This window comes from Achromobacter mucicolens (genome assembly GCF_902859725.1).
Classification (GTDB): Bacteria; Pseudomonadota; Gammaproteobacteria; order Burkholderiales; family Burkholderiaceae_B; genus Achromobacter; species Achromobacter mucicolens.
In genome coordinates, this window is record NZ_CADIJP010000008.1 from 49,112 (window position 1) to 72,198 (window position 23,087).

Sequence of the window (23,087 nt, forward strand, 5' to 3'; positions counted from 1 at the left end):
AATCCTGTTCCTCGATTATTTCTTCAGGGACGCAGCAGCACGACGCGGGCCCTTGCGGGTCCGGGCGTTGGTGCGAGTGCGCTGGCCGCGCACGGGCAAACCGCGCTTGTGACGCATACCGCGGTAGGTTCCCAGGTCGATCAAACGCTTGATCGAGAGCTGTACTTCACGACGCAGGTCGCCTTCAACCGTGAACAAACCAACATGTTCGCGGACGCGTTCCAATTCAGCGTCGCTCAGATCCTTGACCTTTTTGTCAAAGGGTACGTTTGCCGCTTCGCAAATCTTGCGAGCGCGCGTACGACCGATGCCAAAAATGGCGGTCAGGCCGATCTCGGCGTGCTGTTGCGGCGGAATGTTAATGCCAGCAATACGGGCCATGACTGTTCCTTGAATAAATCCGTTGCGTAGTCGCTAACCCGAGTTAGCCTTGACGCTGCTTGTGACGCGGGTCGGTGCAGATAACGCGCACCACGCCGTGACGTTTGATAACTTTGCAGTTGCGGCAGATCCGCTTAACCGATGCCATTACTTTCATGGTTGACTCCTAATTTTCCGTAATCCGGTTTCGCTCACTTGGAGCGGAAAACAATCCTGGCTCGCGTCAGATCATAGGGCGTGAGCTCCACTGTGACCTTGTCACCCGGCAGGATCCGGATGTAATGCATACGCATCTTGCCGGAAATATGGCCCAACACCACGTGGCCGTTTTCGAGCTTGACGCGAAATGTCGCGTTCGGGAGGTTCTCAAGAACCTCACCTTGCATCTGAATGACGTCGTCCTTGGACATTCTTTTGCTTACCGCATCGGCAAACCCGCGCCCTTGAAGTTGGCCTTCTTGAGCAACGAGTCGTACTGGTGAGACATCATGTAGGCCTGAACCTGCGCCATGAAATCCATCGTCACCACCACAATGATCAACAGAGACGTACCACCGAAGTAGAAGGGAACGTTCCAGCGCATCACCAAGAATTCCGGCAACAGGCACACCAACGTGATGTAGATGGCACCTGCGAGCGTCAAACGCATCAGGATCTTGTCGATGTAGCGCGCCGTTTGCTCGCCCGGACGGATGCCCGGAACAAACGCACCACTCTTCTTCAGGTTGTCCGCCGTTTCGCGGCTGTTGAAAACCAGAGCCGTGTAGAAAAAGCAGAAGAAAATAATCGCGACCGAGTACAGCGTGATGTAGAGCGGTTGACGAGGCGACAGGGCCGCAGCCAGGTCGCTAAGCCAGCGCATGTTCTCGCTGCTGGAGAACCAGCTCGTGATCGTGGCCGGGAACAGAATGATCGACGACGCGAAGATCGGCGGAATCACCCCTGCCATGTTCAGCTTCAGCGGCAGATGCGAGCTCTGACCACCGTAGACCTTGTTGCCGACCTGACGCTTGGCGTAGTTCACCGTGATCTTGCGCTGTCCGCGTTCCACGAACACCACAAAAGCGGTAACCAGCACCACCAGAGCCACGATGAACAGCGCCGAAAGCACAGACATCGCGTTGGTGCGGACCAGGTCCAGCAGTGCAGCCAGCGCCGCGGGCAGACCCGCAACGATACCTGCGAAGATCAGGATGGAGATCCCGTTGCCCAGACCGCGCTCCGTGATCTGCTCACCCAGCCACATGACGAACATGGTGCCGGTGACCAAGGTCACGACGGTCGTGAAGCGGAACAGCATGCCCGGATCGATCACCAGTCCCTGTTGGGACTCCAACGCCACCGAAATGCCCACTGCTTGCACCAGCGCCAGCACGACCGTGCCGTAGCGGGTGTATTGGGTAATCTTCCGACGACCGGATTCGCCCTCTTTCTTGAGCGCTTCCAGCGACGGCACCACCACCGACATCAACTGCATGATGATGGATGCCGAAATGTACGGCATGATCCCCAGGGCAAAAATCGAGAAACGCGAGAGCGCCCCGCCCGAGAACATGTTGAACAGGCCCAGGATCCCGCCCTGGTTCTGACGGAACAAGTCCGCCAGCGCGTCCGGGTTGATACCCGGAACCGGGATGTGTGTACCCAAACGGTAAACCACCAGGGCGAGCACCAGGAACACCAGACGGCGCTTCAAATCGCCGTATCGTGCTCCGGATTTGCCCAATGCCTGCGCGTTAGCCACTCGTCACCTCTGATCAAGCAAGCGAGCCGCCCGCGGCTTCGATGGCGGCGCGAGCGCCGGCCGTCGCGGTAATGCCCTTGAGCACGACCTTGCGCGAGAGTTCACCAGACTTGATGACCTTGGCGTAACGAACCGCCTGGCCAATCACGCCGGCCGCCTTCAGCGCTTGCACATCGATTTCGTCGATGGGCAGGGCTTCGAGGTCCGACAAGAGAACTTGTGCATACAGGTGTTGACCCAGCGGGGTGAAACCACGCTTGGGCAGGCGACGTTGCAGCGGCATTTGACCGCCTTCGAAGCCAACCTTGTGGAAACCGCCCGAGCGCGACTTCTGACCCTTGTGGCCACGGCCGGCGGTCTTACCCAGACCCGAACCGATGCCACGGCCGACGCGGCGCTTGGCGTGCTTGCTGCCCTCGGCGGGCTTCAGCGTATTAAGTTGCATATCCGACATGGTGATTCCTTAGGCTTCCGAGACGGAAACGAGATAATCCACCTTACGGATCATCCCACGCACCTCGGGCGTATCGACCAGCACGCGGCTGCTGTTGATGCGACCCAAGCCCAAACCGCGAACCGTATCACGGTGCGATTGCTTGGTACCGATCACCGAGCGCACGAGGGTCACTTTGATCTGCTTCTGAGCCATGATTTACCCCAGGATTTCTTCGACCGTCTTGCCGCGCTTGGCAGCAACATCGGCCGGGGTCAGGGAGGCGCGCAGGCCGTTCAACGTGGCGCGAACCATGTTGTAGGGGTTGCTCGAGCCCAGGCTCTTGGCAACCACGTTACGCACACCCATCACTTCGAAAATAGCGCGCATCGGGCCGCCGGCGATAACGCCAGTACCTTCAGCAGCGGGCGAAATCAGCACGGTAGCGGCGCCATGCTTGCCAACCACGGTGTGGTGCAGCGTGCCGTTCTTCAGAGCGACCTTGAACATGCCGCGACGGGCTTGTTCCATGGCCTTCTGAACGGACACCGGCACTTCACGCGCCTTGCCCTTACCCATGCCGATGCGGCCATCGCCATCGCCAACCACGGTCAGCGCGGCAAAGCTCATGGTGCGACCACCCTTGACCACTTTGCTCACGCGGTTGACCGCGATCATCTTTTCGCGGAGGCCGTCATCGTTCTCTTTTTCCGCGGCGTTCTTGCCTTGTACTTTAGCCATTTGACAGATCCTCGCTTAGAACTTCAGGCCGGCTTCACGCGCGGCATCGGCCAGCGCCTTGACGCGGCCATGGTAACGAAAGCCCGAGCGATCGAAAGCGACCAGTTCGATACCGGCAGCCTTGGCCTTTTCAGCCACGCGCTTGCCAACCAGCGTCGCAGCGGCTTTGTTGCCACCCTGACCGGTTTGGCCGGCCAGTTGCGCACGCACTTCGGCTTCCACCGTCGAGGCGCTGACCAGAACGCGATCGCCTTCCGGCGAAATGATGTTGGCGTAGATGTGCTGGTTCGAGCGGAAAATCGAGAGGCGATGAACGCGCAGCTCGTTGATCTTCCGGCGAGTCGGAACCGCACGACGCAAACGGGAAACTTTTTTGTCCATGATTCGTCCTTGCGTGCGCCGTTATTTCTTCTTGGTTTCTTTGATGACGACGCGTTCGTCCGAGTAACGCACGCCCTTGCCCTTGTAGGGTTCGGGTTCGCGGTACGCGCGGATTTCAGCGGCCACCTGACCGACGACTTGCTTGTTGGAGCCCTTGATGACGATTTCCGTCTGGGTGGGGCATTCGGCCTTGATGCCGGCCGGCAACTGATGCAAAACGTCGTGCGAGAAACCGAGCTGCAGCTTAACGGCGTCGCCTTGAACCGAGGCGCGGTAACCCACGCCGACCAGGTTCAGCTTGCGCTCGAATCCCTTGCTCACACCGTTGACCATGTTGGCCACCAGCGCGCGCACGGTGCCCGACATGGCATTGGCGTGACGGGAATCGTTGGCAGCGACAAACGTGAGCTTGCCACCGTCCAGCGAAATCGTGACGTCGCCAGTCAGGGGTTGGGTCAAGGAGCCCAGCGGGCCCTTGACGGTGATCTGATCCTGCTTGATGTCAGCTTCGACACCCTTGGGCAGTTCGACCGGATACTTAGCGATACGTGACATTCGAATCTCTCCTTAGGCCACGTAGCACAGCACTTCGCCGCCGACGCCGTTGGCGCGAGCCTTACGGTCGGTCATGACGCCGCGCGAGGTCGAAACGATAGCCACGCCCAGGCCGTTCATGACCTGAGGAATGCTGGTACGGCCCTTGTAGATACGCAGACCAGGACGCGAGACGCGTTCGATGCGCTCGATGACCGGACGGCCAGCGTAGTACTTCAGGGTGATCTCGAGCTCAGGCTTGGCCTGGGTGCCCTTGATTTCAAAGCTGTCGATGTAGCCTTCGTCCTTCAGCACAGCGGCAATAGCCGCCTTCAGCTTCGAGGAGGGCATGCTCACCGTAACTTTGTCCACTTGCTGCGCATTGCGAATGCGGGTCAGCATATCGGCGATGGGATCGCTCATGCTCATATTGTTTCTCCTACCAGCTGGCCTTGGTGATGCCGGGGATTTCACCCTTCATCGCCATTTCACGCAGTTTGTGGCGCGTCAGACCGAACTTGCGGAACACACCGCGAGGACGACCGGTGACCACGCAACGGTTGCGTTGACGCGTCGGGTTGGCATTGCGCGGCAGCTGTTGCAGCTTGAGCCGAGCTTGGTAACGTTCTTCGTCGGTCTTCGACTGGTCGTCGATGATCGCCTTCAACTCAGCGCGCTTGGCAGCGAACTTGTCAGCCAGCTTGGCGCGCTTGATGTCGCGATTGATGAGGGAAAGTTTAGCCACGTCATCAGCCCCTTAGTTACGGAACGGGAAGCTGAAGGCCGTCAACAGCGCCTTGGCTTCTTCGTCGGTCTTCGCGGAGGTGGTGATGCTGATGTTCAGCCCACGCAGCGCGTCGATCTTGTCGTACTCGATTTCGGGGAAAATGATCTGCTCTTTCACCCCGATGTTGTAGTTGCCACGGCCGTCGAACGCACGACCCGAGATACCGCGGAAGTCGCGCACGCGAGGCAGCGCAACCGCCACCAGGCGATCCAGGAATTCGTACATGCGTTGACCACGCAGCGTGACCATGCAACCAATCGGGTAGTTTTCGCGGATCTTGAAACCGGCGATAGCCTTCTTGGTCTTCGTCACGACAGGCTTTTGGCCGGCGATCTTGGTCAGATCCGACACAGCGTGTTCAATGACTTTCTTGTCGGAGACCGCTTCCGAGACACCCATGTTCAGGGTGATCTTGGTGATGCGCGGCACTTCCATGACGCTCTTGTAGCCAAACTTGGCCTGCAGGTCGCCAGCGACCTTGCTCTTGTAGAAATCTTGCAAACGAGACATGTCTATCGCCCCTTACGCCTTGGCGCCGACAACGGCACCATTGGAACGGAACACGCGGACCTTGCGACCTTCGACTTCTTGAACGCCCACGCGGTCGCCACGACCGGTTGCGGGGTTGAAGAGCGCCACATTCGAGATGTGGATCGGCATGGTCTTTTCGACAATCCCGCCCGGGTTGTTAGCCATCGGGTTGGCTTTCACGTGCTTCTTGGCAACGTTGACGCCTTCGACCAGGACGTGGTCGGCGCCAACGCGGGCCAGCACGGTACCGCGACGCTTCTTGTCGCGGCCGGTCAGGACGATGACTTCGTCGCCTTTACGAATGTTGTTCATCGTAGGGCTCCTTACAGCACTTCCGGGGCCAGCGACACGATCTTCATGAACTTCTCGGTACGCAGTTCACGCGTAACGGGTCCGAAGATGCGGGTGCCGATAGGCTCCAGCTTGGCGTTGAGCAACACGGCGGCATTGCCACCGAAACGAATCAGCGAACCGTCTTTACGGCGCACGCCCTTGGCGGTACGAACCACCACGGCATTGTAAATTTCGCCTTTCTTGACGCGTCCGCGCGGAGCCGCATCTTTGACGCTCACCTTGATGATGTCGCCGATACCGGCATAACGGCGCTTGGAGCCACCGAGCACCTTAATGCACATGACATGACGCGCACCAGTGTTATCGGCCACGTCCAGCGTGGTCTGCATTTGGATCATGATTTTTCCTGTTCCAACTTAACTGGAAATACGGTTTTCCCAACAAGGGAACACTGCAATTCCTGCCAGTTTTGGTCCCGTCAGGTCAGCCGCCCTGCTTTTATGTCGGCAAGTCCATAACTACTTGGACCAGCAACCGGTTGGCAACGCAACGACCCTGGGTTGAAATCCTGCGGGTATTCCCCCCGACGCGCTCATCTAGCCTTCGGCTTCGATGAATCGACAATCTGGGAAAGCTGATAATTCTAACGTGGTTAATTTTTGAGCGCAAGCACTTTGTTGGGATTGCGCACAAAAGACCACGCCCCCTGTCAAGGGGGTCGGTTTGGCGGGCCATCCGCCCCTATTTCTGGCGGTAGTAGCCCTTCTCCCAGGCGTCATGATTTGCCTTGCCGCGACGGATTTCGTCCGTGAACGGCGCAGCCATGAGCACCAGGCGATTCAACCATTTTACAGGAGCGCGGCAAGGACGCTCGAAGTCCACGAAAAGCACGGCCCGCAGGCCGTCGGTGTCGTTGTGCACCTGATGGGGATACAGGTCGTCGAAGACGACAGCCTGACCTTCGCGCCAGCTATAGCGTTCGCCGCCCACCTCGATCCAGCACTGCTCGGGCGGCTCGGGGACGACCAGGCCCAGGTGCAGGCGCAACACGCCGTTGTACGGCCCCGTGTGCAGCGGAATACGCTTGCCGGCCTCAAGGATGGAAAAGAAGGCGGTGCGGATGCCCGGAATGTCCTGCAGCGCACGGGCAGTAGCCGGGCAGCGCGCAAGATTGCGTTCGGAGCGCAGGCCGTAGCCCATGAAGACGAAGGTCTTCCATTGGTCGTCGGACGTGATCATGCCCACGTCCGGTGAAATCTGATGGAAGGCAGGCAAGGCCTGGCGGTCGGCCAGGAGGCCGGTCAGTTCGGCGCGGATGGCGGGCGCCCGCGCTTCGAGGGCGGCAATCCAGGGGAACTGGCTGTTCTGGAATATGGGTTTGTCGCCAACCAGCGAGGCCTGCGCGATGCGCTGGCGCAGCCAGTCGATGAAACCGAAAAACACCCGGGAGTAGAGGCTGGGATGGGTGGCCGGGCGCGCATCGACGGGTTGCACCATAGGTAGAAGAAAAGACAGCCGAAGATTCCCTATTTTTGCCCCTGGCGATGCGCGCGCGCAAGCGTGCGATGAGCCCAATGGCCCCAAGCTCACATCGGGGATTGGCTCCGTTTGACCGGGACAAGCTGGTTTAGACTGCCGTGGGCAGCAGCAGCCGCTGCTCCTTTCCGCTACCCATTCCTATTTCTCAAGGAACGACAGGCATGTATGAACAGTTGGCGCTGTATATCGACGGCGAATTCGTCGCCGGCGAGGGCAGGCGCACCCAGGACGTCATCAACCCGGCCACGCTCGAGGTGCTCGGCCAGCTGCCCCACGCCACGCAAGCGGATCTGGATCGCGCCCTTGCCGCCGCCCAGCGCGCTTTCGAATCGTGGAAGAAATCCTCGCCGATGGACCGCTCGGCGATCCTGCGCAAGGTCGCCACGCTGTCGCGAGAGCGCGCCCAGGAGATCGGCCGCAACATGACGCTGGATCAGGGCAAGCCGCTGGCCGAAGCCGTGGGCGAAGTCACCTCCTGCGCCGAACACGCCGATTGGCACGCCGAGGAATGCCGGCGCATCTATGGCCGCGTTATCCAGCCGCGCAATCCCGACGTCCGCCAGATCGTGGTGCGCGAGCCCATCGGCGTCTGCGCCGCCTTCACGCCCTGGAACTTCCCGTACAACCAGGCCATCCGCAAGATCGCCGCCGCCATCGGCGCCGGCTGCACGGTCGTGCTCAAGGGGCCCGAGGATTCGCCCAGCGCGGTCATGGCCATTGCGCGCATGTTCCACGACGCCGGTCTGCCCAAGGGCTGCCTGAACATCGTCTGGGGCGAGCCCGCCATGATCTCGGACTACCTGATCCGTTCGCCGATCGTGCGCAAGGTGTCGTTCACGGGCTCCGTGCCGGTGGGTAAGCAGCTTGCGGCGCTGGCTGGCGCGCACATGAAGCGCGTCACCATGGAACTGGGCGGCCATTCGCCCGTGCTGGTGTTCGACGACGCGGACATCGACCGCGCGGCCGAGATGCTGGCCAAGTTCAAGGTGCGCAACGCCGGCCAGGTCTGCGTGTCGCCCACCCGCTTCTATGTGCAGGACGGCGCGTACGAGCAGTTTCTTGCACGGTTCTCGGAAGTGCTCAAGAACATCAAGGTTGGCGACGGCCTGGAAGCCGGCACCGAGATGGGGCCGCTCGCCCATGAGCGCCGCGTGCCCGCCATGAGCGCCTTCATCGACGACGCCAGGAAGCACGGCGCGAAGGTGGTGGTCGGCGGCGGTCCGCTGGACCGCAAGGGTTTCTTCTTTGCGCCCACCGTGGTCACGGACCTGCCCGACAACGCCATGCTGATGACCGAGGAGCCCTTCGGTCCGGTCGCACCCGTGGTTCGTTTCAGCGACACCGATGAGGTGCTGCGCCGCGCCAACAGCCTGCCCTTCGGCCTGTCTTCGTACGTGTTCACGAACTCGCTGAAGACCGCGACCAAGGTCTCCAACGGCCTGGAAGCCGGCATGGTCAACATCAACCACTTCGGCAGCGCCCTGGCCGAGACGCCCTTCGGCGGCATCAAGGACAGCGGCATCGGCAGCGAAGGCGGCACGGAAACCTTCGAAGGCTACCTGGTCACGAAGTTCATCACGCACGTCTGATCCTGCGACCTTCGCATCGCAAAGCCCCGCACGTCAGGTGCGGGGCTTTTTTTTTTGCCTGTTGCGTGACGCGGACCGGTTCGGAATTCATGACGCTGTCATGCGGGTCAGTGAGCATTGGGCCCGCTTACAAGTAGCTGACCCAAAAAACTGACCCAGGCAGCTGACCAGCGGCTGCCAGCTCGGCAGGGCCAACACTGCTGCCCGAACGCCGCCGCACCGAACTATCCAGGATATCCAAGCCCGATGACGCTTCGCCCTTACCGCCCCGTCCGCGCCGCAGCCTCGCTGCTGCTCGTTGCCCTACTCGCCGCATGCGGCGGCGACAAGGACGACGACAACACGACGCCGCCCGTTGCCGAGACGCCGCCCCCGACCGAAACGCCCGCGCAGCCGCCCGCCCCCGTGCAGGTTGCATTCATGCCCGACATCCACTTCCATGACGTCTACGCGGACTTCAAGGATGGCTCGTTCCCCGGCATTCCGAACCCGAAGGCCGGTGACAACGCGACCATCCGCACGATGTACGCGCAACTGACGTCCACGCGCCTGTTCAACGAGAACTACTTTGCGTTCCTGGCCGCGCTGGACGATGCCGCAAAGCGCGGCGTGAAGTACATCGCGCTGCCGGGCGACTTCTCGGACGACGGCCAGCCTGTGCACATGCGCGGCCTGGTCAAGATCATGGATGACTATTCGAAGAAGCACGGCATCCAGTTCTTCGCCGCACCGGGCAACCACGATCCCAACCGCCCCTTCAACCAGCCGGCCGGCAAGAGCGACTATCTGGGCCTGGATCCCGTGACGGGCGCAATCGGTTTCTCGCAACCGATCTACAGCCGCGGCGCCAATGCGTGCAACACGTCCTACAGCGGCGACTGGACGCGGATCGGCAATACGTACTGCACCGAGGAAGTGCTGCACATGGGCTACTCGGGCATCACGGCCGCGCTCGAGCAGCACGGCTTCATGCCCCAGCCGCAAAACGTGTATTACGAGACGCCTTACAGCACCTACAAGTACGAAGACTATGACTACGCGACCGCGGCGGCGCAAGCCAACTGGATCAACCGCCAGTACGAGATCTGTGCCGAAGGCACGGGCGGCCCGAACAAGCCGCAGAACTACACGCTGTGCAAGATGGTGCCCGACACGTCCTACGTGGTCGAACCCGTCAAGGGCGTGTGGCTGGTGGGCCTGGACGCCAACGTCTACGTGCCCACGGGCCCGGGCGCAAACGACTTCACCGGTTCAGGCGACCAGGGCTACAACAAGATGCTGACCCACAAGACCCACGTCATCAAGTGGCTGGCCGACGTGGTCGCGCGCGGCAAGGCGCAGGGCAAGCAGGTCATCGCCTTCAGCCACTTCCCGATGTCCGAGTTCTTCAATGGCGCGTCCGACGACATCGAGGCGCTGCTGGGCGCCAACAAGATGCAGATGATCCGCCGCCCCGCGGAGAACACCACCCGCGCGCTGGCCGAGACCGGCTTGAAGGTGCACGTGGGCGGCCACATGCACTTCAATGACATGGCCTTGCGCAACTACGGCGGCGAACACGCGCTCTTCAACATCCAGGCGCCCTCCATGGCGGCCTACGTGCCCGCGTACAAACTCATGACGCTGCAGAGCGCCGACGAGATCGAAGTGCAGACCATCCGTCTGGACGAGGTGCCGCGCTTTGATGAACTGTTCGACCTCTACCGCGCCGAGAACGCCTACACCGTGCCGCCGCGCTGGGACGTGTCGATCCTGGACGCCAAGGACTACGGCGACTTCACCTACCGCTACATGAGCGAGCTGGTGCGCCTGCGTCTGCTCAACGACGACTGGCGCTGCGAAATGCGCGAACTGGTCAAGAGCCCGTTGACCGGCGCAGACCTGCTGGCGTTGTCCCAGTTGCAAACGACGGTGACGCTGAAGGAACTGGCGAACACCGGCAACCAGAACAACCTGACGCCCGCATTCTTCGCGTGCCTGTCTGACGGCGGAGGCACCGGCGCGAGCAATGCGGCCTATGCCGCGGATGCGGCCAACGCGCAGGCGCGCGCACAAGCCCTGGCCCAGGCCAACGGCATGCAGCTGTCGGACTTCGCGCAGTGGACGGCGCTGGAAATGGCGGGCGACTTCGTGCGACTTGCCAATGCGGGCGACCTGGCGTTCACGGACATTCCGGCGCAGCGCGCCAGCCAGTACAAACTGCTGGCCCAGGCGCTTAACCAGACCAACGCCGCCGTGCAGATGAACGGCAACAACGTCAGCAACGCCAACACGCCGGCCGATCTGTTCAAGGCGCGCTTCAAGCCGTTGATGGCGATCATGCTGAAGCTGGCAAACGGCGCGCCGTCCGAGCACATCCGCCTGGACCTGACCACCAACAGCATCGTCAACCTGTCCAACCAGCCTTCGCCGTTCTGAGCGGGTTTCACCTGCCCTGAAAGGCGAACGGCCCGCTGATCCGGCGGGCCGTTGTGCATTGGCGATTCGTGCTCAATCCTGTGTGGCACGTCCGCCTGCCCGCAGATCCCGGGGCGTCACGCCAAAGCGCTGCTTGAACAGTCGGCTGAAATGCGAAGGATGAGAAAAGCCCACCTGATACGCCAGCTCGGCGATGCCGCGATGACGATGCCGCGCGTCCAGGAGCAGTTCGCGGCACCGGTCCAGCCGCTGCTCGAAGATGAATGACTCCACGGACAGTCCGCCCGCGCGCAGGATGCGGTGCAGATAGGCGACGGAAACGCCGCAGCTCTGCGCCACCCGCGAGGGCGACAGATCCGGATCGGCGAGGTGCTGGCGGATGTAAGCCAGCACGCGCGCGCGATGCGCCACCGTGACGCTGCTGTCCGCCTCCGACACCTGCCCGTGTCCGGGCTGCACCAGAAAGAGCACGATGAGATCGATCAACCGCTCGCCCAGTTCGGCCGCTTCGGTATCGGACCAGCCTTCCATGCCCTTGAACAGGTGATCCATGTAGCCGGCCAGGAGCGCACCGCGCGGCGATCCGTCGTCGGTGCGCAGCTTGTAGAAGGCGCCGATGCGCGAATCCCGCTGCGACAACGCGCTACGGGGAAACGAGACGCTCAGGCTTCGATAGCCCGTCGCGCCGTTGGCGGTGGCCTGGTAGGGCAGGCTCTGGTTCATCAGGTACACGCAACCCGGTTCCACCTGGAATTCCCGGCCCTGCTGACGCACCGCCAGCGGACCGGCCAGCGGCAGGCCAAACGTGTAGAACTCCTGGTCCAGCCGCGACACATTGCCCGCGGTGCGTTCCAACCGCTGGCCCTGGTAATGCAGGTCGTTGAATTGCAGGCTGGCGCGGCGGGCGTAGCGGACGTGGCCCGCAAACTGACCGGCTTTGCCGCCGTGCACCTCGAACGGCCCGAAGGCATCGGCCAGCGCGGCGCGCCACTGATCGCGCCGGTCGGCGCCGGCGCTGGCCGAAATGGCGAATTCGGTATCTGGCATGGCACGTCTCCTGGTGCACGGGCGCGCAAATTGATCTTGCGTCTACATATTGTTGACTCACCCTGCTGTGGGGTGGACGGCGCATTGTGGGCGCGCGTGTCGCAAGTCTATATTCAGCCCGATAAGCACACAACCTGGCCAACCCGGGAGGAGACCCATGGACGAGGCAGGGACGGCAGGCGCGCCCCCCACGCCGGCGTCGCGCTATCTGCGCTGCGCGGGACGCGAGCTGCACTACACCGAATGGGGCCATGCCGAAGCGCCCCCCATCATCATGTGGCACGGCCTGGCCCGCACGGGCCGCGACTTCGACGAACTGGCGCGGGCCCTTGCCGGGGACTACCGCGTCATCTGTCCCGATGCGATCGGCCGAGGCCTGTCGCAATGGAGTCCCGATCCGGTGGCCGAATACCGGCTCGACTTCTACGTCACGCTGGCGCGCGCATTGGTGGACGGTCTGTCGCTCACGCGTGTGCGCTGGGTGGGAACCTCCATGGGCGGCGCCACGGGCATGCACGCCGCGGCAACCACGTTGCGCGATCGCATTTCGCACCTGGTCGTCAACGACATCGGACCGGAACTGCCACAGCCAGCCATCGAGCGCATCCTGGCGTATGCCGGCAACCCGCCCGCCTTCGACACGGTGACGGAACTGGAAGCCTGGCTGCGCGCCGCCTACAAGCCCTACGGCTGGCAAAGCGACGAACAATGGCGCCGCATGACCGAGACCTCCGTGCGCCGTCTGCCCGATGGCAAGGTCACCGCCCACTACGACCCGGCCATCGTCGGCCAATTCAGCCATCATCCCCATGACTACGACCGGTGGGCGGGATACGACACGCTGCGCATGCCGACCCTGCTGCTGCGCGGCGCCGATTCGGACCTGCTGCTGCCGGAGGTCGCACACGCCATGACGCAGCGCGGTCCCCGCGCGCACCGCATCGACTTTCCCGGCTGCGGCCACGCCCCCGCCCTGAATGTGGCATCCCAGATCGACCCCATCCGCCAATTCCTTGCCGCACCGGACGACACGGCCACGCGCGCCCACTGATACCAGGAGACTTCCATGAAACGCATTCTGCTCGCCGCAATGGCCAGCCTGTGCATGAGTTCAGCGCTGGCGGCAAAGGACTTCGTTGTCGCGCATGTCTATGACAAGACCGGCCCGCTGGAGGCCTACGCCAAGCAGACGCAGAATGGGCTGATGCTGGGACTCGAGTACGCCACGCAGGGCACCATGACGGTGGCCGGGCGCAAGATCCGCGTCATCGAGAAGGACAACCAGGGCAAGCCAGACGTCGCCCGCGCGCAGCTGGCGTCCGCCTATGCCGACGACAACGCCGACATCGCCGTCGGTCCCACGTCGTCAGGCGTGGCGCTGGCCATGCTGCCCATCGCCGAAGAGTATGAAAAGATCCTGCTCGTGGAGCCGGCGGTGGCGGACTCGATCACAGGCGAAAAATGGAACAAGTACATCTTCCGCACCGGCCGCAATTCCTCGCAGGACGCCATCGCGAACGCCGTGGCATTCGACCAGGAAGGCACGTCGATCGCGATGCTGGCGCAGGACTATGCCTTTGGCCGCGACGGCGTGAAGGCATTCAAGGGTGCGCTCAAGAATGCCAAGATCGTGCACGAGGAATACCTGCCCGCCAACGCGACAGACTTCACCGCCGGCGCGCAGCGGCTGTTCGATGCGCTCAAGGACAAGCCCGGCCGCAAGATCATCTTCATCCTGTGGGCCGGCGCCGGCAACCCGTTCAAGATCGCCGATCTGGATCCCAAGCGTTACGGCATCGAGATCGCGACAGGCGGCAATACGCTGACGGCCATGACCCCGCTCAAGTCGCTGGCGGGCATGGAAGGCGCCACCTATTACTACTACGGCATCCCCAAGAATCCGGTGAACGACTGGCTGGTGGCCGAGCACCAGAAGCGCTTCGGCCAGCCGCCCGACTTCTTCACGGCCGGCGGCATGGCATCGGGCATCGCCATCGTCGCCGCCTTGAACAAGACGGGCGGCAAATCGGACACCGACACGCTGATCAAGGCGATGGAGGGCATGAGCTTTGACACGCCCAAGGGCAAGATGACCTTCCGGCCGGAAGATCACCAGGCCATGCAATCGATGTACCACTTCCGGATCAAGAACGACCCGTCGGTGCCGTGGGCGGTGCAGGACCTGGTCAAGGAAATCACGCCGGACCAGATGGCCGTTCCCATCCAGAACAAGCGCTGATGCCCCGCACTCATGCTTGAGACCCAATCGCTAACGGTGCGGTTCGGCGGCCACGTGGCGGTCAACGATGTCAGCTGCGCCTACGCGCCCGGCACCTTGACCGCCATCGTCGGCCCGAACGGCGCTGGCAAGACGACGTACTTCAACCTGATCTCGGGCCAGCTGCGCGCCAGCGCCGGAACCGTGGCATTGAACGGACGAGACCTGACCACGCTGTCGGCCCCGGCGCGCATGCACGCGGGGCTGGGACGCGCGTTTCAGCTCACGCAGCTCTTCCCCCGGCTGAGCGTTCACGAGAACGTGCGGCTGGCGCTGCAGTCGCGGCAGCAGGGCATGGGTTGGCGCCACATCCGGTTCTGGCGCACGTGGCGCGACGATCGCGGCCTCATGGATCGCGCCGACGCGCTGCTCGAGCGAACGCGGCTCGCGTCGCGCCGCGACCAGCCCGCCGCCGACCTGCCGCATGGCGATCAGCGCAAGCTTGAAATCGCCATGCTCATCGCACTGGAACCGGCGGTGTTCATGTTCGACGAACCCACCGCCGGCATGAGCGTGGATGATGTGCCCATCGTGCTGGACCTCATCCGCGAACTGAAGGCTGACGTGTCCAAGACCATCTTGCTCGTCGAGCACAAGATGGACGTCGTGCGCGAACTGGCCGACCGGATCGTCGTGCTGCACAACGGCCGGCTGATGGCCGATGGCGACCCGGCCACCGTGATCGCATCGCCGATCGTGCAGCAGGCCTACCTGGGCATCAGCGCGCCGGAGGCGTCATGACCGTGCAGCCTCTCCTGGAACTGAAGGACGTCCATACGCACATCGGCGCGTATCACATCCTGCACGGCGTAAACCTGTCGGTGCCGGCGTCTGCCGTGACGATGCTGCTCGGGCGCAACGGCGCAGGCAAGACAACGACGCTGCGCACCATCATGGGATTGTGGCGCGCGACGCAGGGCCAGGTCTGCCTGGACGGCACACCAATCGGCGGTCCCGGCACGCGCACCTCTCCGCCCGACATGGCGCGCATGGGCATGGCGTACGTGCCCGAGAACATGGGCATTTTCGGCGACCTGTCCGTGAAGGAGAACATCCTTCTGGCCGCGCGCATGGCCAGGAATGCCGCGCAACTGGACACCGCGCGGCTGGAATGGATCTTTGGGTTCTTCCCCGCGCTCAAGAAGTTCTGGCTGCATCCTGCCGGCAAGCTGTCGGGCGGGCAAAAGCAGATGCTGGCGATGGCGCGCGCGATCATCGAACCGCGGCGCCTGCTGCTGGTCGACGAACCCAGCAAGGGTCTGGCGCCGGCCATCATCCAGAACATGATCGACGCGTTCATCGAACTCAAGCAGTCCAGCACCACCATCCTGCTGGTCGAACAGAACTTCAACTTCGCCCGCCGCGTTGGCGACTTCGCGGCGATCATGGACAACGGCCAGGTCGTGCACGCGGGCACGATGGCCGAGTTGGCCGAGGACGAGGCGCTGCAGACGCGCCTCTTGGGCCTGTCATTGGGAAGCCATCAATGAGCACGCTGGACATCGAAGCTCCCCTGCCCCGCGCGCGCGCGGATCTCATGCCCGTGCTGCTGGTGCTGGCGCTGGCCGCGATCGCGCTGCCGCTGGTCGGTTCGTTTTCCACCTGGGTGACGCTCACCTTCGCCGGCCTGGCGATGGGCATGATCATCTTCATCGTGGCGTCGGGCATGACGCTCGTCTTCGGGCTGATGGACGTGCTGAACTTCGGGCATGGCCTTTTCATCGCGATCGGCGCCTACATGGCGGCGACCGTGCTGGGTTCCATGGCGGACTGGACGCAGTCGGGCAGCCTCTGGACCAATCTGGCCGCGGTGCTGCCAGCCATGATCGTGGGCATGCTGGTCGCCGGCGCCGTCGGCCTTGCTTTCGAGCGCGTGATCGTGCGCCCGGTTTACGGTCAGCACCTCAAGCAGATCCTCATCACCATGGGCGGCATGATCATCGGCGAAGAGATCATCAAGATGATGTGGGGACCGCAGGCGATCACGCTGCCCTTGCCGGAGTCGTTGCGTGGCGCATTCCTGCTGGGCGACGCAGCCATCGAGAAATACCGCGTCGTAGCGCTGGCGGTGGGCCTCATCGTGCTGGGCGGCATGCTGTGGGTGCTCAACCGCACCAAGCTCGGCTTGTTGATCCGCGCCGGCGTCGAGGACCGCGAAATGGTCGAAAGCCTGGGCTACCGAATCCGGCATCTGTTTGTCGGCGTGTTCGTCGCCGGGTCAATGCTGGCCGGCCTGGGCGGCGTGCTGTGGGGGATGTATCAGCAGTCGATCGTGCCGCAGCTGGGCGCACAGGTGAATGTGCTGATCTTCATCGTCATCATGATCGGCGGCCTGGGTTCCACCGTGGGTTGCCTGATCGGCGCGCTGCTGGTCGGGTTGATGGCCAATTACACGGGCTTTCTGATGCCCAAGGCCGCCCTGTTCTCGAACATCGCGCTGATGGTCGCCATTTTGTTGTGGCGACCGCAAGGCGTGTATCCGGTCACCAACCGCTAGGAGCCGCCGACATGTCGTTTCGTCTGCTTTCCGGCGATCCTCCGCGCAGCGCGATCCTGGCGCTGCTGCTTGTCGCAATCGTGGCCGCGCTGGCCGCGGCGCCGTTCCTGTTCCCCGGCCCCAAGGCGTTGGCGGTCGCGGCGAAGGTCCTGGTCTTCATCGTCCTGGTTGCGAGCTACGACCTGCTATTGGGTTACACGGGCATCGTCAGCTTCGCGCACACCATGTTCTTCGGCATCGGCGCCTACGGCGTGGCAATTGCCAGCATCCGCATGGAACCGGGATGGACCGCAGTGCTTGCCGGCACCGCGGCTGGCCTGGCGGTGTCGCTCGCCTTCGCGTTGGTGATCGGTCTGGCCAGCCTGCGCGTGCGCGCCATCTTTTACGCGATGATCACCCTGGCTGTAGCCGCGGCGTTTCAGACGCTGGTATCGCAGCTATCTGAACTGACGGGCGGCGAGGACGGCTTGAACTTCAAGGTCCCGCAGATGCTGCGGCCCGCGTTTCGCCCGTTGTCCGAGCCCCTGTTCGGCGTCACCGTGGACGGGCGGATCATCACCTACTACCTGATTGCAGCGGTCTGCGTGGTGCTGTTCCTGATGCTGCTGCGCATCGTGAACTCGCCCTTTGGCCGCGTGCTGCAAGCCATCCGCGAAAACCCCTTTCGCGCCGAGGCGATCGGCTATCGCACCGTGCTCTACCGCAGCCTCTCGAACCTGCTTGCGGCCGCGTTCGCGACGCTGGCCGGCGCGCTGTACGCGCTCTGGCTGCGCTACAACGGCCCTGATACGACGCTGTCGTTCGAGATCATGCTCAACATCCTGCTGATGGTGGTGATTGGCGGGATGGGCACGATGTACGGCGCGGTGGTCGGCGCCACCCTGTTCGTCTTCGCCCAGAGCTACCTGCAGGACGGCCTGCACGCCGTGCACGAGGTCGTCTCCGGCATCCCGCCGCTGGCGCTTTTGTTCGAACCGGATCGCTGGCTGCTGTGGCTTGGGATTCTGTTCGTGCTGTCGGTGTACTACTTTCCGACCGGTGTCGCCGGAAGGCTCAGGGAGCTTGCAAGACGCACGTAGTGCGCAGGCGATCGCGCGCTTGCGGTACAACTTACTTGCGCTACCCAGGCGCTTGTCCTTGACCCAGGCTTGGGCTATTTGCCACCCTGCCTCAGCGCATCGGCCTCGCGTCTCAGTCCGTCGACGCGCCGCTGCATGTCGTCGACGCTGCGCCGGGTCTCGCTGCGATGCTGATCCAGTTGCGAACCGGAAGGCGCGGGCAGCAACTGCGGCACGTTCATGGGACGCCCGGAAGTCAGGGGAATCATCGCGGGCGGATGGGAATCGGCGCCCGGCGGCGGCGCGTTCAGCACGCGTTCCAGCACCTTGAGCTGGTCGCGCTGCGCCTGCAGCGCGCGTTCCTGATCCAGCAAGGCCCGCTCATCAGGGTCATCGGTGCCAAAGATGGCTGCATGGTCGCGGGATCTGCCGTCCAGCTCCACCCGAGGGTCCGGCCCGGCGTTCAGCAGCTGCTGGCCGAGCGTCGTGGCGTCCGCCGGGGATGGCGACGGCTTCGGAGACGGCGCCGGCGCCGGCGGCGGCAGGTCGGGCTGCACGGGCGCGGCGCGCTCCTGCGCCATCGCCACGCCGGAGGTCATGACCATCCAGCACAGGGCCACACCGGCAAGCCGGGCTGATTTGCTGACGCTGAGCATGCTTACTTTCAGGTTTCCCAAGTGCGAGACATAAAAAAACGGCAAGGGTTTTGGCCCTTGCCGTTTTATATCAGAACGGCGAACCGTTCCGAGGTGCAGCTTTCACTTAGATGATACGTGCGGCTTCAACCAGACGCACCACACGCCACGACTTCGAGCGCGAGATGGGACGGCCTTCAGCGATTTCAACCGTATCGCCTTCGTTGTACTGGTTCGATTCATCGTGCGCCTTGTACTTCGCGGAACGCATGATGATCTTGCCGAAGATGGGGTGCTTGACGCGGCGCTCAACCAGAACGACGACAGTCTTGTCCATCTTGTTGCTGACGACCTTGCCAACCAGCGTGCGCTGGCGCTTGGCCACTTGAGTGTTTTGAGTTTCGCTCATCTTTATTTCCCTGCCTTCTCGGTCAGCAAGGTGCGGACGCGAGCGATGTCGCGGCGCACGTTGCGCAGCTGGCTGGTGTTGGCCAGTTGCTGCGTGGCTTTCTGCATGCGCAGACCGAATTGTGCCTTCAGCAGGCTTTCGAGCTCTTTGCCGAGCTCGGCGGCGTCTTTCGAACGGAGTTCGCTAGCTTTCATGTTAGTACTCCTTAAGCACCGATATGACGCGCGACGAACGTGGTCGAAATCGGCAGCTTGGCAGCGGCCAGGCGGAAAGCTTCACGCGCGAGCTCTTCGCTAACCCCTTCCATTTCGTAGAGCACCTTGCCGGGCTGGATTTCAGCAACCCAGTACTCCGGGTTGCCCTTACCGTTACCCATACGGACTTCGGCAGGCTTCTGCGAGATGGGCTTATCCGGGAAAATGCGAATCCAGATACGGCCGCCACGCTTGATGTGACGATTGATGGCGCGACGAGCAGCTTCGATCTGACGAGCGGTCAGACGGCCACGGCCGGTAGCCTTCAGGCCGAACTCGCCGAACGACACGTGGGTACCACGGGTCGCCAGACCGGTGTTGCGGCCCTTCTGCTCTTTGCGATACTTTCTGCGGGAGGGTTGCAGCATGGTTATTCTCCTTCAGGCGCCGGAGCAGCATCCGCCTTGCGGGGAGCGCGGCCACGACCACCCGGACGACCGGTGCGAGCACCGTCCGGACGATCGCCACGCGGAGCGCGGCGCGGACGACGTTCTTCTTCACGCGGGGCTGCGGTTTCCGGCGGCAATTCGCCGTTGGCCAGCATGTCGCCCTTGTAGACCCAGACCTTGATGCCGATCACGCCGTACGTGGTGTGGGCTTCGGAGGTGCCGTAGTCGATGTTGGCCTTGAGGGTGTGCAGCGGCACACGGCCTTCGCGATACCACTCGGTGCGAGCAATTTCGATACCGTTCAGACGGCCCGAGCTCATGATCTTGATGCCTTGGGCACCCAGACGCATGGCGTTCTGCATCGCGCGCTTCATGGCGCGGCGGAACATGATGCGCTTCTCGAGCTGTTGCGAGATCGAGTCGGCGATCAGTTGAGCATCGGTTTCCGGCTTGCGGATTTCTTCGATGTTGACGTGCACGGGCACGCCCATCAGACGCTGCAGATCAGCCTTCAGGCTTTCGATGTCTTCGCCGCGCTTGCCGATCACCACACCCGGACGAGCCGAGTAGACGGTGATGCGGGCATTCTTGGCGGGACGCTCGATGATCACGCGACCAACGGAGGCGCTCTTGAGCTTCTTCTTCAGGTACTCGCGAACGCGAATGTCTTCGGCCAGCATCGAGCCGAAGGCCTTGTCGTCGGCGAACCAACGCGAGGACCAATTACGGGTGACCGCGAGACGGAACCCAGTGGGGTGAATTTTCTGACCCATCGTGACTCCTTAAGCTCCGACCTTGACCGTGATGTGGCAGGTCTGCTTCTCGATACGGTTGCCGCGGCCCTTGGCGCGAGCGGAGAAGCGCTTCATCGACTGAGCCTTGTCCACAAAAATCGTGGTGACTTTCAGTTCGTCGATGTCGGCGCCGTCGTTGTGCTCGGCGTTGGCGATGGCGGACTCGACAGCCTTCTTCAGGATGACGGCAGCCTTCTTCGGCGAGAAGGTGAGGATTTCCAGGGCACGGCCGACCTTCTGGCCACGGATCAGGTCCGCAACCAAACGGGTCTTCTGTGCGGAGATGTGAACCCCACGGATAATGGCAGTAGTTTCCATCGCTTACCTCTTCGCCTTCTTGTCCGCGGCGTGACCCTTGAACGTACGGGTCAGCGCGAACTCGCCCAGCTTGTGACCGACCATGTTCTCGTTGATGTACACGGGAACATGCTGCTTGCCGTTGTGCACAGCGATCGTCAGACCGATGAACTCGGGCAGGATCGTGGAACGACGCGACCAGGTCTTGATCGGCTTCTTGTCTTTGCCCGCGACGGCCGTGTCCACCTTTTTGATCAGGTGAGCATCGACAAACGGGCCTTTCTTGATCGAACGTGACATAGTGTTCGCCTCTTACTTGCGCTTGCGCCGTTGGACGATCATATTGTTCGTCCGCTTGTTGCGACGGGTCTTGTAACCCTTCGACGGAGTGCCCCACGGGCTGACCGGCTCGCGTGCTTCACCGGTACGGCCTTCACCGCCACCGTGCGGGTGATCCACCGGGTTCATGGCAACGCCACGAACGGTCGGGCGGACACCGCGCCAACGCATTGCACCGGCCTTGCCGATTTGGCGCAGGCTGTGTTCTTCGTTACCGACTTCACCGATGGTGGCGCGGCATTCGATGTGCACACGGCGGACTTCACCCGAGCGCAGACGCACCTGAGCGTAGATGCCTTCGCGAGCCAGCAGGACGGCGGAAGCGCCGGCCGAGCGGACCATCTGGGCACCCTTGCCGGGGAGCATTTCGACGCAGTGGATCGTCGTACCGACCGGGATATTGCGGATCGGCAGCGTGTTGCCAGCGCGGATCGGAGCATCGGTGCCCGACAGCACGGTTGCACCGACTTCCAGGCCACGGGGAGCGATGATGTAACGACGTTCGCCGTCGGCGTAGCACAGCAGAGCGATGTGCGCCGTACGGTTGGGGTCATATTCCAGACGCTCGACCTTTGCCGGGATGCCGTCCTTATCGCGACGGAAGTCGACGATACGGTAGTGCTGCTTGTGACCACCGCCACGATGACGGATCGTGATGTGACCGTTGTTGTTACGGCCAGAACCACGGGTCTTCTTTTCGAGCAGCGGCGCGTAGGGCTCACCCTTGTGCAGGTTCGGGCTGACAACCTTCACCATGCCGCGGCGGCCAGCCGAAGTCGGCTTAACTTTTACGAGGGCCATTTACTTCACCTCCGCAAAGTCGATTTCCTGGCCGTCCTTGAGCGAGACGTAGGCCTTGCGCTCATTACGGCGACGGCCAACGAATCGGCCAAAGCGCTTGACTTTGCCCTTACGGTTGAGGACCTGCACGGACTCGACCTGCACCTTGAAGAGCAGTTCGACGGCAGCCTTGATTTCCGGCTTGGTAGCGTCAGCCACGACACGGAAAGCGACTTGCTGATTCTTCTCAGCGACGAACGTGGCCTTTTCGGTCACGATCGGAGCCAGAATGACTTGCATCAAGCGTTCAGCGTTCATCCCAGCATCTCCTCGAGTTGAGCGATGGCCGGCTTGGTGATCAGCACTTTCTTGTAGTGGACCAGCGACAACGGATCGGCATAACGGGGCTCGACAACGGCAACGTGCGGCAGGTTGCGGGTGGCGAGGTAAACATTTTCATCGACGCTGTCGGTGATGATCAGGACCGAGTCCAGACCCAGGCTCTTCAGCTTTGCAGCGGCTGCCTTGGTCTTGGGCGATTCCAGATCAAACGATTCGACGACGGCGATGCGGTCTTCGCGAGCGAGCTGCGACAGGATCGAACGGATCCCGGCGCGGTACATCTTCTTGTTGACCTTCTGGCTGAAGTTCTCTTCGGGCGAGTTCGGGAAAGTCCGACCACCGCCACGCCACAGCGGCGACGAAGTCATACCGGCGCGAGCGCGGCCGGTACCCTTTTGACGCCAGGGCTTCTTGGTGGAGTGCTTGACTTCCGTACGGTCCTTCTGAGCACGATTGCCGGAGCGCGCGTTGGCTTGAAAAGCCACGACGATCTGGTGAATCAGCGCTTCGTTGAAGTCACGGCCGAAGATCGTGTCGGGCGCGCTGAACGTAGCAGCGGCCTGACCTTGGTCGTTCAGGAGCTTGAGATCCATTTA

34 protein-coding genes are annotated in these 23,087 nt (G+C 62.5%); 8 read left to right on the forward strand and 26 right to left on the reverse strand.

Annotated features, from left to right (window positions below):
• Positions 1-15: 15 nt before the first annotated feature.
• The 15 genes from rpsM to HV786_RS11785 all read right to left on the reverse strand — a co-directional run bounded on the left by rpsM (position 16) and on the right by HV786_RS11785 (position 7,323).
• Positions 16-381 carry a 30S ribosomal protein S13 gene (gene rpsM, locus HV786_RS11715; RefSeq protein ID WP_008168996.1) on the reverse strand — a complete coding sequence of 122 codons (366 nt, stop codon included), beginning with the start codon at positions 379-381 and terminating at the stop codon, positions 16-18.
• A gap of 43 nt (positions 382-424) precedes the next feature.
• On the reverse strand, positions 425-538 hold the full coding sequence (rpmJ, locus tag HV786_RS11720; RefSeq protein ID WP_003806928.1) for a 50S ribosomal protein L36: 114 nt from the start codon (positions 536-538) through the stop codon (positions 425-427).
• A gap of 34 nt (positions 539-572) precedes the next feature.
• Positions 573-791: a translation initiation factor IF-1 gene (infA, locus tag HV786_RS11725; protein WP_003806927.1), complete on the reverse strand. Its 219-nt coding sequence runs from the start codon at positions 789-791 to the stop codon at positions 573-575.
• A gap of 8 nt (positions 792-799) precedes the next feature.
• Entirely contained in the window at positions 800-2,125 is a 1,326-nt protein-coding gene (gene secY / locus HV786_RS11730; protein ID WP_056327063.1) for a preprotein translocase subunit SecY, read from the reverse strand.
• Positions 2,126-2,138: 13 nt separating this feature from the next.
• Positions 2,139-2,579, reverse strand: coding sequence for a 50S ribosomal protein L15 (rplO, locus tag HV786_RS11735; protein ID WP_056327061.1), 441 nt, complete (start codon positions 2,577-2,579; stop codon positions 2,139-2,141).
• Positions 2,580-2,588: 9 nt separating this feature from the next.
• Positions 2,589-2,774, reverse strand: coding sequence for a 50S ribosomal protein L30 (gene rpmD, locus HV786_RS11740; RefSeq protein ID WP_006216520.1), 186 nt, complete (start codon positions 2,772-2,774; stop codon positions 2,589-2,591).
• A 3-nt stretch (positions 2,775-2,777) separates the two neighbouring features.
• Positions 2,778-3,299 carry a 30S ribosomal protein S5 gene (gene rpsE, locus HV786_RS11745; RefSeq protein ID WP_008168987.1) on the reverse strand — a complete coding sequence of 174 codons (522 nt, stop codon included), beginning with the start codon at positions 3,297-3,299 and terminating at the stop codon, positions 2,778-2,780.
• Positions 3,300-3,314: 15 nt separating this feature from the next.
• Entirely contained in the window at positions 3,315-3,680 is a 366-nt protein-coding gene (gene rplR, locus HV786_RS11750; RefSeq protein ID WP_008168985.1) for a 50S ribosomal protein L18, read from the reverse strand.
• A 21-nt stretch (positions 3,681-3,701) separates the two neighbouring features.
• Positions 3,702-4,235 carry a 50S ribosomal protein L6 gene (gene rplF / locus HV786_RS11755; RefSeq protein ID WP_063953645.1) on the reverse strand — a complete coding sequence of 178 codons (534 nt, stop codon included), beginning with the start codon at positions 4,233-4,235 and terminating at the stop codon, positions 3,702-3,704.
• A 12-nt stretch (positions 4,236-4,247) separates the two neighbouring features.
• Positions 4,248-4,643, reverse strand: coding sequence for a 30S ribosomal protein S8 (gene rpsH / locus HV786_RS11760; RefSeq protein ID WP_006216525.1), 396 nt, complete (start codon positions 4,641-4,643; stop codon positions 4,248-4,250).
• A gap of 10 nt (positions 4,644-4,653) precedes the next feature.
• Positions 4,654-4,959, reverse strand: coding sequence for a 30S ribosomal protein S14 (gene rpsN / locus HV786_RS11765; RefSeq protein WP_006216527.1), 306 nt, complete (start codon positions 4,957-4,959; stop codon positions 4,654-4,656).
• Between the two features lie 12 nt (positions 4,960-4,971).
• The gene (gene rplE / locus HV786_RS11770; protein ID WP_006216529.1) at positions 4,972-5,511 is read right to left on the reverse strand and encodes a 50S ribosomal protein L5; all 540 of its coding nucleotides are present in this window, start codon (positions 5,509-5,511) and stop codon (positions 4,972-4,974) included.
• 12 nt (positions 5,512-5,523) lie between these two features.
• Positions 5,524-5,844, reverse strand: coding sequence for a 50S ribosomal protein L24 (gene rplX, locus HV786_RS11775; RefSeq protein ID WP_008168975.1), 321 nt, complete (start codon positions 5,842-5,844; stop codon positions 5,524-5,526).
• An 11-nt stretch (positions 5,845-5,855) separates the two neighbouring features.
• Positions 5,856-6,224, reverse strand: a complete 369-nt coding sequence (gene rplN, locus HV786_RS11780) for a 50S ribosomal protein L14 (RefSeq protein ID WP_006216531.1) — start codon at positions 6,222-6,224, stop codon at positions 5,856-5,858.
• Positions 6,225-6,567: 343 nt separating this feature from the next.
• Complete coding sequence (locus HV786_RS11785) at positions 6,568-7,323, reverse strand: aspartyl/asparaginyl beta-hydroxylase domain-containing protein (RefSeq protein WP_218895232.1); 756 nt, start codon at positions 7,321-7,323, stop codon at positions 6,568-6,570.
• 203 nt (positions 7,324-7,526) lie between these two features.
• Here HV786_RS11785 and HV786_RS11790 point away from each other — a divergent pair, with 203 nt between their 5' ends.
• Both HV786_RS11790 and HV786_RS11795 read left to right on the forward strand, forming a co-directional pair.
• Positions 7,527-8,954, forward strand: a complete 1,428-nt coding sequence (locus HV786_RS11790; protein ID WP_062838798.1) for an NAD-dependent succinate-semialdehyde dehydrogenase — start codon at positions 7,527-7,529, stop codon at positions 8,952-8,954.
• A gap of 246 nt (positions 8,955-9,200) precedes the next feature.
• The gene (locus HV786_RS11795; protein WP_128829639.1) at positions 9,201-11,372 is read left to right on the forward strand and encodes a metallophosphoesterase; all 2,172 of its coding nucleotides are present in this window, start codon (positions 9,201-9,203) and stop codon (positions 11,370-11,372) included.
• 72 nt (positions 11,373-11,444) lie between these two features.
• Here the strand turns inward: HV786_RS11795 and HV786_RS11800 are convergent, their stop codons facing one another.
• Positions 11,445-12,419: an AraC-like ligand-binding domain-containing protein gene (locus HV786_RS11800; RefSeq protein WP_128829640.1), complete on the reverse strand. Its 975-nt coding sequence runs from the start codon at positions 12,417-12,419 to the stop codon at positions 11,445-11,447.
• Positions 12,420-12,576: 157 nt separating this feature from the next.
• Between HV786_RS11800 and HV786_RS11805 the strand changes: the two genes are divergently transcribed.
• From HV786_RS11805 to HV786_RS11830, 6 genes are read left to right on the forward strand one after another with little or no spacing between them, the layout of a single operon-like run.
• Entirely contained in the window at positions 12,577-13,470 is an 894-nt protein-coding gene (locus tag HV786_RS11805) for an alpha/beta fold hydrolase (RefSeq protein ID WP_128829641.1), read from the forward strand.
• 15 nt (positions 13,471-13,485) lie between these two features.
• Positions 13,486-14,658, forward strand: coding sequence for a substrate-binding domain-containing protein (locus HV786_RS11810; protein WP_056327047.1), 1,173 nt, complete (start codon positions 13,486-13,488; stop codon positions 14,656-14,658).
• Between the two features lie 12 nt (positions 14,659-14,670).
• Positions 14,671-15,438, forward strand: coding sequence for an ABC transporter ATP-binding protein (locus HV786_RS11815; protein ID WP_175210935.1), 768 nt, complete (start codon positions 14,671-14,673; stop codon positions 15,436-15,438).
• The gene (locus tag HV786_RS11820; protein WP_128829642.1) at positions 15,435-16,187 is read left to right on the forward strand and encodes an ABC transporter ATP-binding protein; all 753 of its coding nucleotides are present in this window, start codon (positions 15,435-15,437) and stop codon (positions 16,185-16,187) included. The genes HV786_RS11815 and HV786_RS11820 overlap by 4 nt, the downstream gene beginning before the upstream one ends.
• The gene (locus HV786_RS11825) at positions 16,184-17,194 is read left to right on the forward strand and encodes a branched-chain amino acid ABC transporter permease (RefSeq protein WP_128829643.1); all 1,011 of its coding nucleotides are present in this window, start codon (positions 16,184-16,186) and stop codon (positions 17,192-17,194) included. The genes HV786_RS11820 and HV786_RS11825 overlap by 4 nt, the downstream gene beginning before the upstream one ends.
• 11 nt (positions 17,195-17,205) lie before the next feature.
• Positions 17,206-18,273 carry a branched-chain amino acid ABC transporter permease gene (locus HV786_RS11830; RefSeq protein WP_128829644.1) on the forward strand — a complete coding sequence of 356 codons (1,068 nt, stop codon included), beginning with the start codon at positions 17,206-17,208 and terminating at the stop codon, positions 18,271-18,273.
• A gap of 74 nt (positions 18,274-18,347) precedes the next feature.
• On the opposite strand, the gene HV786_RS11835 is transcribed toward HV786_RS11830, so the two are convergent.
• The 10 genes from HV786_RS11835 to rplD form a co-directional block, all read right to left on the reverse strand.
• A complete protein-coding gene (locus HV786_RS11835) occupies positions 18,348-18,908 on the reverse strand; it encodes a hypothetical protein (protein WP_254599476.1) in 561 nt (186 codons plus the stop codon).
• Between the two features lie 106 nt (positions 18,909-19,014).
• Positions 19,015-19,296 carry a 30S ribosomal protein S17 gene (rpsQ, locus tag HV786_RS11840; RefSeq protein WP_006216549.1) on the reverse strand — a complete coding sequence of 94 codons (282 nt, stop codon included), beginning with the start codon at positions 19,294-19,296 and terminating at the stop codon, positions 19,015-19,017.
• Positions 19,297-19,298: 2 nt separating this feature from the next.
• Positions 19,299-19,490 carry a 50S ribosomal protein L29 gene (gene rpmC / locus HV786_RS11845; RefSeq protein ID WP_003806912.1) on the reverse strand — a complete coding sequence of 64 codons (192 nt, stop codon included), beginning with the start codon at positions 19,488-19,490 and terminating at the stop codon, positions 19,299-19,301.
• Positions 19,491-19,501: 11 nt separating this feature from the next.
• Positions 19,502-19,918, reverse strand: coding sequence for a 50S ribosomal protein L16 (rplP, locus tag HV786_RS11850; protein WP_006389610.1), 417 nt, complete (start codon positions 19,916-19,918; stop codon positions 19,502-19,504).
• 2 nt (positions 19,919-19,920) lie between these two features.
• On the reverse strand, positions 19,921-20,712 hold the full coding sequence (gene rpsC / locus HV786_RS11855; RefSeq protein ID WP_008168950.1) for a 30S ribosomal protein S3: 792 nt from the start codon (positions 20,710-20,712) through the stop codon (positions 19,921-19,923).
• Between the two features lie 9 nt (positions 20,713-20,721).
• Positions 20,722-21,051, reverse strand: a complete 330-nt coding sequence (rplV, locus tag HV786_RS11860) for a 50S ribosomal protein L22 (RefSeq protein ID WP_006227021.1) — start codon at positions 21,049-21,051, stop codon at positions 20,722-20,724.
• Positions 21,052-21,054: 3 nt separating this feature from the next.
• Positions 21,055-21,330 (reverse strand): 30S ribosomal protein S19, encoded by a 276-nt coding sequence (rpsS, locus tag HV786_RS11865; RefSeq protein ID WP_006216555.1) that lies wholly within the window; start codon positions 21,328-21,330, stop codon positions 21,055-21,057.
• A gap of 12 nt (positions 21,331-21,342) precedes the next feature.
• Positions 21,343-22,170, reverse strand: coding sequence for a 50S ribosomal protein L2 (gene rplB / locus HV786_RS11870; protein ID WP_056327037.1), 828 nt, complete (start codon positions 22,168-22,170; stop codon positions 21,343-21,345).
• Positions 22,171-22,467: a 50S ribosomal protein L23 gene (gene rplW, locus HV786_RS11875; RefSeq protein ID WP_006216557.1), complete on the reverse strand. Its 297-nt coding sequence runs from the start codon at positions 22,465-22,467 to the stop codon at positions 22,171-22,173.
• A complete protein-coding gene (gene rplD / locus HV786_RS11880; RefSeq protein ID WP_008168948.1) occupies positions 22,464-23,084 on the reverse strand; it encodes a 50S ribosomal protein L4 in 621 nt (206 codons plus the stop codon). Before rplD ends, rplW begins: the two co-directional genes overlap by 4 nt.
• Positions 23,085-23,087 lie beyond the last annotated feature (3 nt).